This window comes from Lutibacter flavus, assembly GCF_900188355.1.
Classification (GTDB): Bacteria; Bacteroidota; Bacteroidia; order Flavobacteriales; family Flavobacteriaceae; genus Lutibacter; species Lutibacter flavus.
This window is the reverse complement of record NZ_FZNX01000003.1, coordinates 434732-451588: the sequence shown is the minus strand read 5'-3', so window position 1 is coordinate 451588 and position 16857 is coordinate 434732. Positions and strand designations below refer to the sequence as shown.

The window sequence follows — 16857 nt, the reverse complement described above, 5'->3', positions numbered from 1 at the left end:
TAAATTAATAATATAAATATACCCAATATATACTATGTCCAATATTGCAACTTTAGAAGTAGAAGGGAAGAAATATGAATTTCCAGTTTTAAAAGGATCGGAAAACGAAATTACAATAGATATTAGTACTCTAAGAACTGTTACAAGTGGTATTACAACGCTAGATGCTGGATTTAAAAATACAAGTTCTTGTAAAAGTGCTATTACATTTTTAGACGGGGAAAAAGGTATTTTGCGTTATAGAGGATATTCAATTGAAGAGTTAGCTGAAAAATCTGAATTTTTAGAAGTAGCATATTTATTAATTTTTGGTGAATTACCTACAAAAGAACAAAATGCAAAATTTCATAGTGATATTCAAAAAACCGCATTGGTAGATGAAGATGTAAAGAAAATTTTAGATGGATTTCCTAAATCTGCCCATCCAATGGGAGTTTTATCTGCTTTAACAAGTGCTTTAACTGCATTTAATCCTAAAAGTGTAAATGTAGATTCTGAAGAGGATATGTACAGAGCAATTGTTAAAATTCTTGGTAAGTTTCCGGTTTTAGTTGCTTGGGCATACAGAAAAGAAGAAGGCTTACCTTTAAGTTATGGAGATAACTCTTTAGGATATGTAGAAAACTTCTTAAAAATGATGTTTGAACTTCCTAATGAAAAATATAAAATGAACCAAACAGTGGTTAAAGCACTTAATAAGTTACTTATTTTACATGCTGATCACGAGCAAAACTGTTCTACTTCAACAGTTAGAATTGCAGGTTCATCTCATGCAGGTTTATTTGCATCAATTTCTGCAGGTATTTCAGCACTTTGGGGACCACTTCATGGTGGAGCCAATCAGGCAGTAATTGAAATGTTAGAAGAAATAAAAGAAGATGGTGGAGGTTATCAAAAATATATTGAAAAGGCAAAGGATAAAAACGATCCATTCCGTTTAATGGGATTTGGACATAGAGTGTATAAGAACTTTGATCCTAGAGCTAATATAATTAAAGTATCCGCAGAAGAAGTTTTAAATGATTTAGGGATTGATGATCCAGTTTTAGATATTGCCAGAGGATTGGCAAAAGAGGCATTAAGTGATGAATATTTTAAATCTCGTAATTTGTATCCAAATGTAGATTTTTATTCAGGAATTATATATAGAGCTCTTGGAATTCCAGTACCAATGTTTACAGCAATGTTTGCTTTAGGTAGATTACCTGGTTGGATTGCACAATGGAAAGAAATGCGTATTAAAAAGGAACCAATTAGTAGACCACGACAACTTTATATAGGAGCTACTCTTAGACCTTTTGTAGAAGAAAGTAAAAGATAAAATATTTAAAAATTAAAATATTAACAAAACCTCATATTAATTTATGAGGTTTTGTTATTTTTACTGAAAAATATTTAGAATATGATAAAATTGAATGTTCAAGACGAAACTTCTCGTCTTAGAGCTGTTATTCTTGGAATTGCAGAAAGCAACGGTCCAATACCAAAAGTTGAAGATGCTTATGATCCTAAATCAATTGAACATATAAAGGCAGGAACTTATCCTCTTGAAAAAGATATGATTCAAGAAATGGAAGCTTTAAACAAGGTTTTTAAAAAATATGATGTTAAAGTTTATAGGCCAAAAGTAATTCCTAATTACAATCAAATATTTTCCAGAGATATTGCATTTGTTATTGAAGATAAGTTGGTAAAATCTAATATCTTACCAGATAGAGAAAAAGAAATTAATGCAATACAGTATATTTTAGATCAGATTAATCCTGCTAAAATTATTGAAACAACGGATGATATTCATTTTGAAGGCGGAGATGTAATGCTGTGGAATAATCATATTTTTATTGGCACTTATAAAGGTGAGGATTATAAGGATATAATTACTGCCAGAACTAATATGAAAGGAGTTAATTTTATTAAAAATCTGTTTCCAAATAAAATTGTTAAAGAATTTGATTTGGTTAAATCAAATACTATAGCTAGAGATAATTCGTTGCACTTAGATTGTTGTTTTCAACCTGTTGGAAAGGATAAAGCAATTATTCATAAAGAGGGTTTTAAAAATGAAGAAGATTATAATTATTTGGTAAACTTATTTGGTATGGAAAACTTGTTTCATATTTCAAAAGATGAAATGTATCAAATGTTTTCAAATGTTTTTTCAATATCAGATCAAGTAGTAGTTTCCGAAAAAAACTTTACAAGATTGAATAATTGGCTAAGAGAACAGGGTTTTACAGTAGAAGAAGTTCCCTATGCCGAAATTGGAAAGCAGGAAGGTTTATTAAGATGTACAACAATACCATTAATAAGAGATTAGTATGAAACAAATAACAAATACTATTTTAATGATTCGTCCGGTTTCATTTAGGATGAATGAGCAAACATCGGTTAATAATTATTATCAGAAAGTACTTGATAATTTAACTCCAGAAACTGTTCAATTTAAGGCGTTACAAGAATTTGATAGTTTTGTTGAGAAATTACAAAACATTGGAGTGAATGTTGTTGTTATTAACGATACCAAAGAAACCGATACTCCTGATTCAATTTTTCCAAATAATTGGATTTCTTTTCATGAAAACGGAGATATAGGTTTGTATCCTATGTTTGCAGAGAATAGACGTTTAGAAAGACGAGAAGATATTTTTAATAAACTTGAAGAATTAGGATTTGTAATAAATAATATAGTTGATTATACATCTGCTGAAGATGAGGGGGTTTTTTTAGAAGGAACAGGAAGCTTGTTATTAGATAGAGTTAACAGAAAAGCTTATTGTGCTCTTTCACCTAGGGCAGATGAAGATTTGTTTATTGAATTCTGTGAAGACTTTGAATATACACCCGTTCCATTTGTTTCATTTCAAACAGTAGAAGAAAAACGATTGCCAATATATCATACAAATGTGATGATGGCTCTTGCAGAAAAATTTGCGATAATTTGTTTGGATAGTATTGATGATAAGAAGGAAAGAAAAGAGGTCTTAAAACATTTAAAGGAAGACAAAAAAGAGGTTATTACTATTACTGAAGACCAAGTAAATAGTTTTGCAGGGAATATGTTACAAGTTTTAGGCTCAAATGACGAAAAATACTTAGTAATGTCAACAGCTGCTTATGATTGTTTAAGTAAGCAGCAAATTAACAGAATTGAAAAACATTGTGAAATTTTGCATAGTTCTTTAGCTACAATTGAAGCTTGTGGAGGAGGAAGTGCACGTTGCATGATGGCCGAAGTTTTTTTACCAAAAGAGTTATAATTAAATCGAAAAATTGTAAATTTAAAGATGCTTTCTAAAAAAACAAAATACGGACTTAAGGCTCTTAGTTATCTTGCTAAGCAACCCATTAATGAGCCTGTTTTAATTTCTGATATTTCTGAATCAGAAAATATATCTAAAAAATTTTTAGAGAGTATTTTACTTATTTTAAAGAAGAATGGCATTCTAGCCTCAAAGAAAGGTAAAGGAGGAGGCTATTATTTACTTAAAAAGCCAAGTGAAATTAAAATTTCAACAGTTATTAGAGTGCTGGAAGGGCCAATAGCAATGTTACCTTGTGTTAGTTTAAACTATTACGAAAAATGTGATGACTGCAAGAGTGAAGAACTTTGTAGTATAAATAGATTAATGGTTGAAGTGAGAGATAGTACTCTAAAAGTTTTAGAAAATAAAACTTTAAAAGATTTTCACTGTGGTGATTAAAAATATTGAAATATTAAAAAGGATAAAAAAGGGGCTTTCAATTCGAAGCCCCTTTTTTATGTTTATACTTTCTCTAGTATAGGAATTTTTATTTCGAATAATTCATTTTTTAAATGAACTAACTCCAATAATAACTGATCATTAGAAACTTCAAAATTATTTAAGGTGTTAGAAAATAATATCTGATAATATTCAATACCATCATTTAAATTATTTTTAAATGTGTTTAAATATTTTTCTTGCTTTTTACTGAAGGTGTCTTTAAATTCTTCTACTTTATTTGAAAAATAATCAACATACATAGATAATTCTTTTATGAACATATGAGGTCTGCTTGTTGTTGAAACAACATTAGATTTACCATAAATATGGCTTACCATTTCTTTTAAAGAAAGTTCTTTTGAAAAATAAGCCATGTTTGGACCAGGACAAATTGCGACACCTTGATCTTCACCTTTATGAGGCATATTATAATTTATAACTGCAGCATTTGCAAGGCCTTCACACAAACAAGTTTTATCTGTAATTTGTTTTGACTTTGCTTCAAAAATTGTTTGCTCTAAATTTTCTAGAGATAACTCTTCTAATTGTTGAGTTTGGTATTTTTTTGAAGCCGTACAAATTGGTCTTCCTTTTGAATCTAAGCTTAATGCAAGAAACTTTTTAGGACAAGAACTTCCAGCTTTATTATTTTCAATTCTATTGTTTTTAATAATTTCGTTGGTGCTGTTTTTTAAACTATTAAAAGGCACACCTAAAGGAGAAACATTACTCAAAAACAAATCCTTTTCTGTTGCTTTTTTTAATGTTTCAATAGTTTCAGAATCTACTGTTGTTGCTTCAGGAACTAATAAAAAGGGTGTTCCCCAACCTACAGAATCAATGTTATAATTATCTAATAAAAACTCTTGTTCTTTTGAATTTCCAACTCCACCTTGTACAGTAATGTTTAAATCTAATTTTGATGCTGGAATTGCCTTACCTTTAGTTTCCAAAGCATTTATTAATATGCTATGAACATCATCAATTAAAGCGTTTTTATTACCTTTAAACTCTTCTAAAATAGGCCCTAATAAATAACCATCAGAAGCAAAAGCATGACCACCACAATTTAATCCAGATTCAATTCTGTATTCAGAAACCCAAAGTCCTTTTTTTGCTAAAAATTTCCCTTGAATTAATGCGGATCTATAATCACTTACTTTTAATATTATTTTCTTTTTTATATTTCCTTGTTCATCAGGAAAAAAATCATTGAAACTTTCAAAGTAAGCATACAATCTTGGATTCATTCCTGCAGATAAAACTATTGAAGATTCTAAATTACTATTTGCAAAACCTCTTAAGGCTGCGTGGGCATCATTAAATTCCGTTGGAAGTTTTTCCTTTCCTTTAAAATTAGCTTTATCAAGCTTTGTCATGATATTTACATCAATACTTCCAGGTTTTAAATGGTTTTCAATCCAATTAGAAACGTCTTCTTTTAAAGAATTATGTTGAATAGTATTTACAAAACTTTGTTTTATTTCTGAAAAATCAGGTAGCATTTCAATATATTTATCGAATTCACTACTTTTTTCTTCAAAACTCTTTTTTAAATTTTCAAAAGTATTATTTACAATAGAGTCTACAGTATTAAGATAAGAGGTAATTCTTTTAGCCCTATAATCTTCTACTTTAGTTGAAATTGCTTTGAACGGAATTTCAAATTTATTTGAATAATATTCGTTCATTTTTTCAACGATAACATCATCTACAATTGAAATTACAGATGAAATACCATATTTGGCAATTTTAATTGGACTATCTAATGTAAATGCAAGACCCATTACTGGAATATGAAAGGAATGGGGGTTTTTTTGTTTTTGCATATTATTTATTTTTTATTTATTGACAAAAAATGCTAAGTGGCAAAAGTAATTAACAACCCTTCAATAAAACTGACAATTATCATATATAGGGTAATTTTCACAATAGTTTATGAAAAAAACCAGCACACTTAAAGTGAACTGGCTTAACAATTTAAATATATAAATTGGAATTAGCTTCCTGATACACTGCCTCCAGAAGAGGTGTCTTTGTTAACATCTTTTGGATTTCCTTCATAATCGATATCACCACCGCTACTAGCTTTTGCGGTTAGTTTTCCTGAGACGTTTACATTAATATTTGCCCCACTACTAGCTTTTGCATAAGCATCAACTGATTTTAATTCATCAGCATCAATTGAGCTTCCACTACTAGCGCTTGCGGAAAATGTAGTTGTTTTTCCAAAAACATCTATATTGGCACCACTTGATGTTTCGCTGTTTACATCATTAGCATTAACATATACTTTAATAGAACTTCCACTACTAGCATCTAACTCTAACGATGTTGATTGAAGTGTGTTTTCTGATTTAACAGAAGCTCCGCTAGAAGCTTTAATTTTTTTAATGTTTTCTGTAGTTAAATAAACATTTCTAGCTTTTGCTCTGTATACATTTTTTTCAAAATATATTTTTAATTCATTATTTTGAACTTCTGTAATTAGAATATCTATAATATTCTCATCGGCTTCAACTTTTAACTCTGTTGAATTATCTTGTGTTAAATGTAACTGAATGCCTTGTTGTACTTTAATTACATCAAAGTCGGAACTAATAGTCCTATCTTCTGTTACTACATGGTTGTTTCCTTTAATTCCGGTAAACCCATCAATAAAACAAGATGTGGTAGAAATTAGAAGAATAACTATTGCGATAATTTTGGTTATTATTTTCATTGTTTATAATTTTTAGTTTTTCAAACTTATGTCGATTTTAGCTTAGAATTTAATTAAGTTGGATGAACTGTTGATATTTTAGTACGAACTGTTATTATTCGATTTTCACTCCGTTTTCATCAATCTTTATTTGAGCATTATTATCGCCGTCATTCACCTTAATTTCAACACCATTACTATCAATATTCAATTTAAAATGTTCATTTTCTCTTTTGTATCGTTCACCAAAAATACTTGGATCACAGTCTAAACATTCCAAACCGTTTTCGGTCATTTTATAGTAATGTTTAGCCATATCTAGGTCATTAATATTTTGAATGTTATCCACATCATCTAAAAATGTACGGGTAGAATTATCTAAATAAATAATGGTATTGATTGGTAAATAAACAGTTATGTCTATTAATTGTTCTTTAGCCATATTTTGAAAATCAGTTAAAAAATATCCATTTAGCAATAAATCATTATTAGATAAATTAAATTGGTATTCAACGGATTCGGCATTGTTATTTGCTTTTAATCTGTTTTTTCCGGATGATTCTTTTCTAATTTTTATAAAAGCATTTAAGTTGTCTGTTGTTTTAAGATCAACATTTATTCTTGTTGAATACAATTTTTTAATATCCCGATCATAAACAGTCTCATAACTATAGCGTCTTGTAAGTTCACTCCTATTTGATAAATTATTATCATCACCAATCATTTTTACTTTTAAAGTATCGTTTGCTACAAAAGGTAATTGTTCTGTTTGGATATATACTCCATCATATGCGTTTTGAGAAGCAAAATTTATACCTGCAAAGCCTATGCCTAGAAGAGATATTATCCAAATTCCAAGAAGTGACAGTTTTGTTGTTGTACTAAATGATTTTACGTTGCTAGATAATATTTTAAGCCCGAGCATAAACAGTACTACAAACGGTACTCCAATTGCTATAAAAGTAAATATGATAAGTAACCAGGTTGGTATAATGGAATCGAAAAAGAATGGGGGATGATGAATAAATCCGTGATCAAATCCTAAAATTCCAAAGCTACCTAATGAGAATGCACCTATTATAAGTCCAATTAAAGTTGCAGCTGCAATGAAAATTAGCAGGGCACCAATAAATTTACCAAAAATGCTGAATAATGTAATTAGTATTTTACCTAAAGTATCCAATATTTCTTGAATTCCTGATTTTGTTTTGTTCTCAACGTTTTTTTTAAAATCAGAACTTTTTACTTTTTCAGTTACATCATTAACGCCATCTTTAACTCTTGTAGAAACATCTTGAAATTCTTCTCTAATTTTTTTTTCGATGTTACTAATGTTTACTGGCTCACCCTTCATTTGTAGCTTCTCTGCAGTGGTTTCGGCTTGCGGAATAAGTATCCATAATAATGGGTAAACTAAAAATCCAAATCCAAATCCAAACGCTAGTACTAACCAAATTATACGCATCCAAATGGTATCAATTCCAAAATAGTGACCCAATCCAGAACAAACTCCTCCTAAAAATTTATCGTCACCATCTCTAAATAATTTTTTTGAAGGTGATTTAGATCTATATTTTGGTTCATCTTCAAAAATTTCTTCATCAACTAAATAATCTTCAGGTTTCCCCATGATTTTAGTAATTTCATCAATGTCGTTTTCATTAACAACTTGACGTTCGTCTTTAATTCTTTCAGAAAGTAATTCACCAATTCTATGTTCAATATCATTTAAAATTTCATCTCTTCCTTGTGGATCATCACTTAAAGATCGTCTAATGGCATCTAAATAAAGTTTCAATTTTTGATAAGCTATTTCATCAATATGAAAGAAGATACCTCCTAAATTTATATTTATTGTCTTATTCATTTTCGGTTGGTTTATTGGTAGTTACTAAGTTTACTGCTTCTACAAGGTCACTCCAAGTTGTGTTTAATTCTTTTAAAAATAATTTTCCTGTTTCAGTTAAGGCATAATATTTTCTTGGTGGTCCAGATGTCGATTCTTCCCAGCGATAGCTGAGTAAGCCGGCATTTTTTAATCTAGTTAGTAAAGGATACACTGTACCTTCTACAACTAATAGTTTTGCATCTTTTAGCTGCGATAAAATTTCAGAAGTGTATGCATCTCCATGTTGTAAAATGGAAAGTATGCAAAACTCTAAAACTCCTTTTCGCATTTGTGCTTTTGTGTTTTCTATCTTCATTTGTTAAGATTTAATATATTAAAAGCGTATTGCTATTTTATAAATTCAATTGTAAATGGATAATGATAATCTTCACCATTATTTGCTTTTATACTCGCAGAAATTATTAATATAAATTTTAAAATTACTGCTGGGATAATTCCTATTAAAATTGCTATTAAACCCAGGCCAAGAGTTAAAATTGCAATAGGGATTATTAGTAAGGCTAATAAAAAGCAATAAAAAATTAAACTAAGTTGAAAATTTACTGCAGATTTTCCGTGAGCATCTATATAGGTACTTTCATTTTTTTTAGCTAACCATAATACAAGTGGCGCAATAATATTTCCAAATGGAAAAAACCATCCGGCAAAACCACTTAAATGTGTGATTGAACTGTAATTTTTATCATTTTGAGTTATCATAATTAATGGTTTTATTAGTTTCTTATGCAAATATATGTATAAAAGATAGTAGTATGCAAGACATAGTACTATAAATTAACAATATTTTAACAAATTTAAATATTGTTAAATGCTTTATTTAATGTTAAATAATTATTTCGGCTTCTTAAATATTTGTATATTTGACTTGAATATATATATAAATGGTTGTGTTTATAATATAAATGGTTTAAAACATTAAAAACTATAATTACTTGACAATGAGAGTTGAAAATAATTTTTATGAAAACTTAACTAAAGAAGAACTCCTTATTCTTTTAAAAGAAAAAGAGGATATTATATATTCTATGCAACATGATAATAGAAAATGTGAAAATATCTTTAATAATTCTTTGGACGGAATTTATAAAAGCAATCCTAATGGAAAATTTATAGTTGTTAATACTGCATTGGTTGAAATGTTAGGATATGATTCTAAAGAAGAATTGTTAGAAATAAACATTAAAACACAACTTTACCTTAATTTAAAAGATAGAGAAGGTGTTATTGATCAGTTTTGTGACAAAGAGAAAGAAATGCATCGTGTCTACAAAAAAGATGGGTCAATAATTTGGATTGAAGATTACGGAAGAAATATATATGATGATAGTGGAAATATTTTATACTATGAAGGTATCATAAGAAATGTTACAGACATTAAAAGAGCAAATGATATACAAGAGGTATTATTAAACATTTCTCAGTATGGATATGAGGACCAAGACTTAAAAAATTATAATGAATATATAATCAATCAGTTAGGTCGATTAATTGATGTTTCGAATTCTTATATTGCATTTTATAATAATGAAAACCAAACTATTAACATACCATTTGTTTCTGGTGAAAATGGAAAAGAAGATTTCCCAGTTGGAAAGTCATTGACAGGCTTTTTAATAAAAGGTAAAAAACCACTACTAATTAAATCTGAAGAGTTCCAAAATCTTATTAAATCTGGGGAAGTTGAATTAATGGGTCGAATGTCTAAAGTATGGTTGGGTGTTCCTTTAGAACTGAATAATGTTGTAATTGGTGCTATTGTATTACAAAGCTATGATGATGAAAACGCATATAAGGAAAGTGACATTGACCTGCTAAAGTTTGTTTCATCACAAATTTGTTTAGCAATAGGAAGAAAACGGAATTTAGAAGAGTTAGCAATTTCAAAAGAGGTGTTAAGAAAAGTACTGGATAATATTCCTGTAAAAGTGTTTTGGAAAAATAAAGAATCTAAATTTTTGGGTTGTAATGTATCATTTTTAGAGGTAAATTCTTTTAGTAATGAAAATGAAGTAATTGGAAAAACCGATTTTGATTTTAATAATAAGGAAGATGCAAAAAAATATAGGGCAGACGATGTTGCCACTATGTTAAGTGGAAAACCAAAATTAAATTATCATACGCAACTTATTATAAATGGTACAAAAAGATGGGTTACAACAAGTAAATTGCCATTTTTTGATGAAAACAATAACGTTATAGGTATTATAGGTACTTCAGAAGATATTACGGAGCGTAAAGAAGGTGAAATTAAGTTAAAAAAAGCAATAAAAGAAGCGACACTTGCTAAAGAAATTTTAAGAAAAGTGTTAGATAATATTCCAATAAGAGTTTTTTGGAAAGATAAAGAATCGAGGTTTTTAGGCTGTAATAAATGTTTTTATGAAGCATTATCTTTTAAAAGTGATAAAGAGGTTATTGGTAAAACGGACTATGATTTGAATAGTAAAAAAGTTGCAGATATTACAAGGAACGATGAGCTCGAGATTATGAATACTGGAATTCCAAAATTAAAATTTCGTGAAACTTTTATAGATGATGGAGAGCAGCTTATATTTAGTTCTAACAAGCTTCCTTTTGTAAATCAAAATAATGAAATAATTGGTATTATAGGAACTTCAAATGATATTACTGAGCGCGTAAAATCAAATGAGAAATTAAAAAATGCAACAGATGAAGCCATTGCTGCAAATCTATCAAAGTCCACTTTTTTATCTAATATGAGTCATGAAATTAGAACTCCAATGAATGCTATTTTAGGGTATTCTCAACTTTTACAGGAAGATGATAATTTAACTAAAGTGCAACAGGAAAATTTAAAAACCATTAATAAAAGCGGTGAGCATTTACTAGCATTAATAAATGATATTTTAGATATGTCTAAAATAGAAGCGGGAAGAATTTCATTAAAATTAAGTGACTTCAATTTTACTGAAGTTTTAAAAGAAGTTGAGCAGTTATTCAGAATTAAAGCAACTCAAAATAAAATAGATTTATCTTTCAATATTGAAAAGGATGTACCTAAGGTAATTAAGGCAGATGAATCTAAGATTAAACAAGTAATTATTAATTTAGTTGGAAATGCAATTAAGTTTACTAAACAAGGATTTGTTCAAGTTTCGGTATCGAAAATATCTAATGGGATATTGCAGGTTAATGTAAAAGATAGTGGGCAAGGTATTTTAAAAGAAGAACAAGAAACTATATTTAAACCTTTTGAACAAGCTCAAAATGGAGATAGAGTGATAGGTGGTACAGGTTTAGGATTGGCAATAAGTAAAAAGTTTTCTAATCTTATGAATGGCGATGTTGTTTTAGAAAGCGAATTAGGAAAAGGCTCTACGTTTTCTTTTAATTTTGAATATTCTGAGAGCTTGGAAACTATTTTAAAAGAAGAAATGGAAGAATTACAAGTTATTGGATTAAGTGAAAACAATAAAAATTTAAAAATAGCTATTGTAGATGACAGATTTGAAAATAGAGATATATTATTTAAAAAGTTAAATCCATTAGGTTTTGATATTAAAATGGCTGAAAATGGTAAAGAAGCTGTTGAATTATATGAAAAATGGAAACCAGATATTATATTAATGGATGTTGTTATGCCAATTATGAATGGAATTGAAGCAACCAGAAGGATATTTGAAATTTCAGGGAATCACAATGTTAAAATAATTGTGGTGAGTGCAAGTGCATTGGAATCGGAGCAAAAAGAAATAATGGATTTAGGAGCTACAGTTTTTATAAAAAAACCTGTAATATTTAATGTATTATTATTTGAATTACAAGATAAAGGTGGTGTTGATTTTATTTATGAAAAGAGAAATAGAAAAATAGTGGAAAATCAGGAAAGTACTCCTTTAGAAGTACCGCTAATAATGAAAGATAAAATTTGTTCTGCAGCTGCTGAAGGCGATTTTATATTACTTCAGAACTTGTTAGAAGATCTTAAAATAGAAACAAATAGCTCATATGATTTTATAGAGAATTGTATAAATGAAATGGAATTTGAAGAGGTGATTAATTGGTTTAAATCTTAATACAATATTATGGAAACTTTAAAAAAAGTAATACTAATTGTTGACGATAATGCAAATAACCTCAAATTAATTGCAAATGTTCTAACGGGAAGTAATTATGATTTTAGGATGGCCAAAAGTGGTAAATTAGCCCTAAGCATTTTAGAAAAAACTAAACCTGATTTAATTCTTTTGGATATTCAAATGCCTGAAATGGATGGCTATGAAACGTGTAGGAGAATAAGGAAAAATAAAGAAACTGATAATATTCCAATCATTTTTTTAACAGCAAATACAGATTCGGAAAGTGTTAATGAGGCATTTAAAGCAGGTGGTGTTGATTTTGTAACAAAACCATTTTATAGTGAAGAATTATTGGCTAGAATAAACACTCATATTAAATTAAAAAATCAGACGGAAGAATTAGCACGTCAAAATGCAACTAAGGATAAGTTTTTTTCAATAATCTCACATGATTTAAAAAACCCATTAGCTAATATTATTGGATTTTCTGAATTGTTAAAAGAAGATTTTGATGAATTGAAAACGGAACAAATTAAAAGCTTTATTCAATATATTTATGAATCTTCAATGTTTTCATTAGAAATTCTAGATGATCTAATGAATTGGGCAAGAATTCAAAATGGAAGTTTGAAATCAGAAAAAAACAACATTAATTTAAGTAGTTTATTAAATAAAAATATTGAGGGGCACACGCCACAAGCCTTAGCAAAAAATATTCATTTTAATTCTCAATTTGATGAAAACTTGGTTGTTAATGCTGATGAAAAAATGATTTCCACAGTTGTAAGAAATTTAATTTCTAATGCTATTAAATTTACACCAAATGGAGGTGAAATTGTTGTTTCATCGAAAGAATTACTTGTGAATAATAAAAAAGTTATTGAAACTGAGATAAAAGATAATGGGATTGGAATGAGTTATGAAGATTTAAATAAACTATTTAAAATAGAACATAATTTTATTTCAAAAGGTACTAATAATGAAACTGGTACAGGATTAGGACTTATACTTTGTAAAGAGTTTATTTCTAAAAATGATGGCGAAATTAGAGTGGAAAGTAAACTTGAATTAGGAAGTAAATTTATTTTCGACCTTGAATGTGCTTTATAAAAAAGTAAATATTTTACCAAAATAACAAATTAACTATATCTTTTTTTTAATTTAACCTCAAAATAAAATATATGGAGGTTACCGTAAAAAAAATGAATAAATTTTTAATGTTTAAATTACCTTCCGCTTTTTTATGTGGGGTAAAATTAAAAATTTTAGATTCCTCAAAAGCCATCGTTACCGTTCGTCACAGATGGATAAATCAAAACCCTTTCAAATCAATGTATTTTGCGGTTCAATCTATGGCATCAGAGCTTTCTACAGGAGCTATTGTTATAAAAAAAATCAAAGAAAGTGGTAAGCCAATATCTATGTTAGTTACAAATCACAATGGTAAGTTTACTAAAAAAGCTACTGGTTTAATTACATTTACTTGTAATGATGGCGCCTTAATTGATGAAGCTTTGAAAAGAACTATTTCCACAGGTGAAGGGCAAACAATAACAATGAAATCTGTTGGTTTAAATGAGCAAGGTGAGCAGGTCTCAGTGTATGAATTTGAATGGAGTGTTAAATTGAAATCAAAAAAATAACTTAAAACAATTATTATGAACGCACATGAAATCGATTATCACATACATGGGGAAGAAATGCAGTATGTTGAAATTGAATTGGATCCACAAGAAGGAGTTGTTGCAGAATCTGGTAGTTTTATGATGATGAACGATGGAATAACAATGGACACTATTTTTGGAGATGGTTCAAACCAGGATGAAGGGATTTTGGGTAAACTTTTTTCAGCTGGGAAGCGATTGTTAACTGGTGAAAGTTTGTTTATGACCGTTTTTACAAATGCTGGAGTTGGAAAGAAGAAAGTTTCTTTTGCAGCACCATATCCAGGTCAAATTATCCCGATTGATTTAAGTGAGTTAGGAGGTAAGTTTGTTTGCCAAAAAGATGCTTTTTTGTGCTCTGCGAAAGGAGTTTCTGTTGGAATAGAGTTTTCAAAAAAAATGGGAAGAGGATTTTTTGGAGGTGAAGGTTTTATAATGCAAAAATTGGAAGGTGATGGAATGGCATTTGTACATGCTGGTGGAAATATGTCTAAAAAAGTATTGCAGCCAGGAGAAATTTTAAAAGTTGATACAGGTTGTGTTGTTGGTTTTACTAAAGAAGTTAATTACGATATAGAATTTGTTGGAGGAATTAAAAATACTGTTTTTGGAGGTGAAGGGTTGTTTTTTGCTACTTTACAAGGCCCTGGAACTGTGTATGTACAATCTTTGCCATTTAGTAGGTTAGCTGGTAGAGTGTTGGCTTTAGCACCTCAAACTGGCACAAAGCGTAGAGGAGAAGGAAGTATTTTAGGTGGTATTGGAGATATTTTAGATGGCGATAACAGAATATAAAAATAGAAAAACCGAAGCTTAGCTTCGGTTTTTTTATTTAATCATTTAAAGTTTCTAGCTCTTTAAAGTTTCTATTTAATCTTTTTAAAAGGATCCCATATATTATTCTATAATAACCCCATAATAGTCCAAGAACAACAAATAAAGCAATTACTTGGGCAATTAGCATAATATTAAAAAACTTATCATCATCAATTGCTTTATTATCGGGATTTAGAGCTTCAATTAAAGTTTCAGGATTTGAAAACATAATAATATTTACTACAATTGATAATAAAACATATAATGTAATATTGTAATAAACATAGTAGTTTACAGTTTTTCTAGTTTTAATAATTTTTTGCATTAACAAATTGGTGTTGTCAATAACAGATATTGATTTGTAATTTTTATAAAACAAATAAATAAATACGAGTATAACAAAATAATGTAATCCTTGAGTTATATATAAAAAGGTTTTTAGATTAAATTTCTCATAAATTTCTAAATATTTTTCTGGAACAAACAAGTTTATAGCACTCCAGAAAAAGAGTTCAGCAATGCATATTATAAAAATCCACTTCACAATTGAAGATGATTTTTTATGAATCATTTTATAGATCTCATTATAAGATAGTTTTGGAAAATTAGCGTCCTGCTTTTTCCAGTCTTTTTTTAATAATTCTAATTCATCCATAGTTTACGGATTTAATATTGTTTTTAAGCGAGTCTTAATTCTATTCATTTTCACTCGTGCATTAACCTCTGAAATACCTAATGTTTCCGATATTTCTCTATAATTCTTATCTTCTAAATACAAGAAAATTAAACCTTTGTCGATGTCTGATAATTGGTGAATTGCTTTATACATTAAATTCAATTGCTCTTCTTCCGTATTATCATAATCTGTAGATTTAATTCTATGTAAAACAGTGTCAAAATCTTGCGTTTTTATGGTACGCTTAGATTTTCTGTACAATGTAATTGCGGTATTTAACCCAATTCTATACATCCATGTACTTAGTTTCGAATCGCCTCTAAACTTTGGATATGCTTTCCAAAGTTGAATTGTAATCTCTTGAAACAAATCATTGTGAGATTCTTGATTGTTAGTATATATCCTACATACTTTATGAATTATTTTCTGATGTTCTTGAAACTCAGAAATAAATTTATGTTCAAGTTCTTTGTTCACAGGTTTGAGTTAGTTTCTATTATATGTAGCATTTAAAATTAAAATGTTACAACTTTAGAGTTAAAATAAAAAAGCAACTCAATTGAGTTGCTTTTTTTATATCATTATTTAAATTTTATTCTTCGTTAGTTTTAATGGTTTTAATAAATTTATCCAATTTCAAACCATATTTTGATGTTTTTATATTTTCTGATAATCTATTATTAATGGTGTCTAATAATTTAATATTAGCATTGTATAATTCTGTTAAAGCAATATAAGGTGCAACTTCCTTATCGTTATTCTGAATTGCAAAATTTGTAGAATAATAATACTTTCGCTTTATTAAATTAGCTTCTTCTTTTTCCAGATTTAATAATAATGAGTCATTATTATCTCGTTGAGCTTCAAATTTAGATTTAATAAAATCTAGCTCTTTCCCTCTAAATTGTTTTATCATATTATAATACTGATCTAATAATTCTTGATTTTTAGAGCCACTAATTTTAACTGAGGTTGTTAATTTAGCTAATTTAGAATTTACTGTAATTTCTCCGTTTTCACCAAAGAATTCAATTTTTTCGTTCTCTTTCTTGTCAAGCGTAATATAATATATTTCAGGACTAGTTATTTCATCTACAAGCACAAAATTACTATTTCCATTTAATTGAACGGAGTCAACAGAAATTAACAAAGTATCCTTAATTTTTTGCAGGTAAACAGTTCCTTTTTTTAAACCGTCAATGTTTCCATTAACAACCATACTTCCTGTTTTTTCTTTAGAACAAGACGCTAAAAATGCGATAATAACAATACAGCTAACTATTTTTTTCATTTAATAAAGTTTATAGG

The 16857-nt window shown here is 28.5% G+C and carries 16 protein-coding genes; 8 read left to right on the top strand and 8 right to left on the bottom strand.

Translation table 11 applies throughout. The features are described 5' to 3' along the window. Positions 1-34 precede the first annotated feature (34 nt). The 4 genes from CHB63_RS10920 (at position 35) to CHB63_RS10905 (ending at position 3701) form a co-directional block, all read left to right on the top strand. Positions 35-1321, top strand: a complete 1287-nt coding sequence (locus CHB63_RS10920; RefSeq protein WP_089378487.1) for a citrate synthase — start codon at positions 35-37, stop codon at positions 1319-1321. Between the two features lie 81 nt (positions 1322-1402). Further along, on the top strand, positions 1403-2317 hold the full coding sequence (locus tag CHB63_RS10915) for a dimethylarginine dimethylaminohydrolase family protein (protein ID WP_089378486.1): 915 nt from the start codon (positions 1403-1405) through the stop codon (positions 2315-2317). Between the two features lies 1 nt (position 2318). Next, positions 2319-3257 (top strand): citrulline utilization hydrolase CtlX, encoded by a 939-nt coding sequence (ctlX, locus tag CHB63_RS10910; RefSeq protein WP_089378485.1) that lies wholly within the window; start codon positions 2319-2321, stop codon positions 3255-3257. Between the two features lie 27 nt (positions 3258-3284). Further along, positions 3285-3701 (top strand): RrF2 family transcriptional regulator, encoded by a 417-nt coding sequence (locus CHB63_RS10905; RefSeq protein ID WP_089378484.1) that lies wholly within the window; start codon positions 3285-3287, stop codon positions 3699-3701. A gap of 62 nt (positions 3702-3763) precedes the next feature. Here CHB63_RS10905 and CHB63_RS10900 read toward each other — a convergent pair whose 3' ends face one another. The 5 genes from CHB63_RS10900 to CHB63_RS10880 all read right to left on the bottom strand — a co-directional run bounded on the left by CHB63_RS10900 (position 3764) and on the right by CHB63_RS10880 (position 9052). Further along, on the bottom strand, positions 3764-5572 hold the full coding sequence (locus tag CHB63_RS10900; protein ID WP_245856919.1) for a hypothetical protein: 1809 nt from the start codon (positions 5570-5572) through the stop codon (positions 3764-3766). 170 nt (positions 5573-5742) lie between these two features. Continuing rightward, complete coding sequence (locus CHB63_RS10895; protein WP_089378483.1) at positions 5743-6465, bottom strand: head GIN domain-containing protein; 723 nt, start codon at positions 6463-6465, stop codon at positions 5743-5745. 94 nt (positions 6466-6559) lie between these two features. Further along, positions 6560-8311 carry a PspC domain-containing protein gene (locus tag CHB63_RS10890; protein ID WP_089378482.1) on the bottom strand — a complete coding sequence of 584 codons (1752 nt, stop codon included), beginning with the start codon at positions 8309-8311 and terminating at the stop codon, positions 6560-6562. Next, positions 8304-8648, bottom strand: coding sequence for a PadR family transcriptional regulator (locus tag CHB63_RS10885; RefSeq protein WP_089378481.1), 345 nt, complete (start codon positions 8646-8648; stop codon positions 8304-8306). Before CHB63_RS10885 ends, CHB63_RS10890 begins: the two co-directional genes overlap by 8 nt. 32 nt (positions 8649-8680) lie before the next feature. Further along, positions 8681-9052, bottom strand: a complete 372-nt coding sequence (locus CHB63_RS10880; RefSeq protein WP_089378480.1) for a DUF4870 domain-containing protein — start codon at positions 9050-9052, stop codon at positions 8681-8683. Between the two features lie 239 nt (positions 9053-9291). Between CHB63_RS10880 and CHB63_RS10875 the strand changes: the two genes are divergently transcribed. From CHB63_RS10875 to CHB63_RS10860, 4 genes are all read left to right on the top strand, one after another. Then, a complete protein-coding gene (locus tag CHB63_RS10875) occupies positions 9292-12390 on the top strand; it encodes a PAS domain S-box protein (RefSeq protein ID WP_089378479.1) in 3099 nt (1032 codons plus the stop codon). Between the two features lie 9 nt (positions 12391-12399). Next, a complete protein-coding gene (locus tag CHB63_RS10870; RefSeq protein ID WP_089378478.1) occupies positions 12400-13503 on the top strand; it encodes a hybrid sensor histidine kinase/response regulator in 1104 nt (367 codons plus the stop codon). Positions 13504-13574: 71 nt separating this feature from the next. Beyond that, complete coding sequence (locus CHB63_RS10865) at positions 13575-14036, top strand: DUF4442 domain-containing protein (RefSeq protein WP_089378477.1); 462 nt, start codon at positions 13575-13577, stop codon at positions 14034-14036. 15 nt (positions 14037-14051) lie between these two features. After that, positions 14052-14852, top strand: coding sequence for a TIGR00266 family protein (locus tag CHB63_RS10860; protein WP_089378476.1), 801 nt, complete (start codon positions 14052-14054; stop codon positions 14850-14852). A 37-nt stretch (positions 14853-14889) separates the two neighbouring features. Here the strand turns inward: CHB63_RS10860 and CHB63_RS10855 are convergent, their stop codons facing one another. The 3 genes from CHB63_RS10855 to CHB63_RS10845 form a co-directional block, all read right to left on the bottom strand. Then, the gene (locus CHB63_RS10855) at positions 14890-15528 is read right to left on the bottom strand and encodes a hypothetical protein (protein WP_089378475.1); all 639 of its coding nucleotides are present in this window, start codon (positions 15526-15528) and stop codon (positions 14890-14892) included. A gap of 3 nt (positions 15529-15531) precedes the next feature. Continuing rightward, positions 15532-16026, bottom strand: coding sequence for an RNA polymerase sigma factor (locus CHB63_RS10850; protein ID WP_089378474.1), 495 nt, complete (start codon positions 16024-16026; stop codon positions 15532-15534). Positions 16027-16141: 115 nt separating this feature from the next. After that, positions 16142-16840 (bottom strand): DUF4369 domain-containing protein, encoded by a 699-nt coding sequence (locus CHB63_RS10845; protein ID WP_089378473.1) that lies wholly within the window; start codon positions 16838-16840, stop codon positions 16142-16144. Positions 16841-16857: the final 17 nt, after the last annotated feature.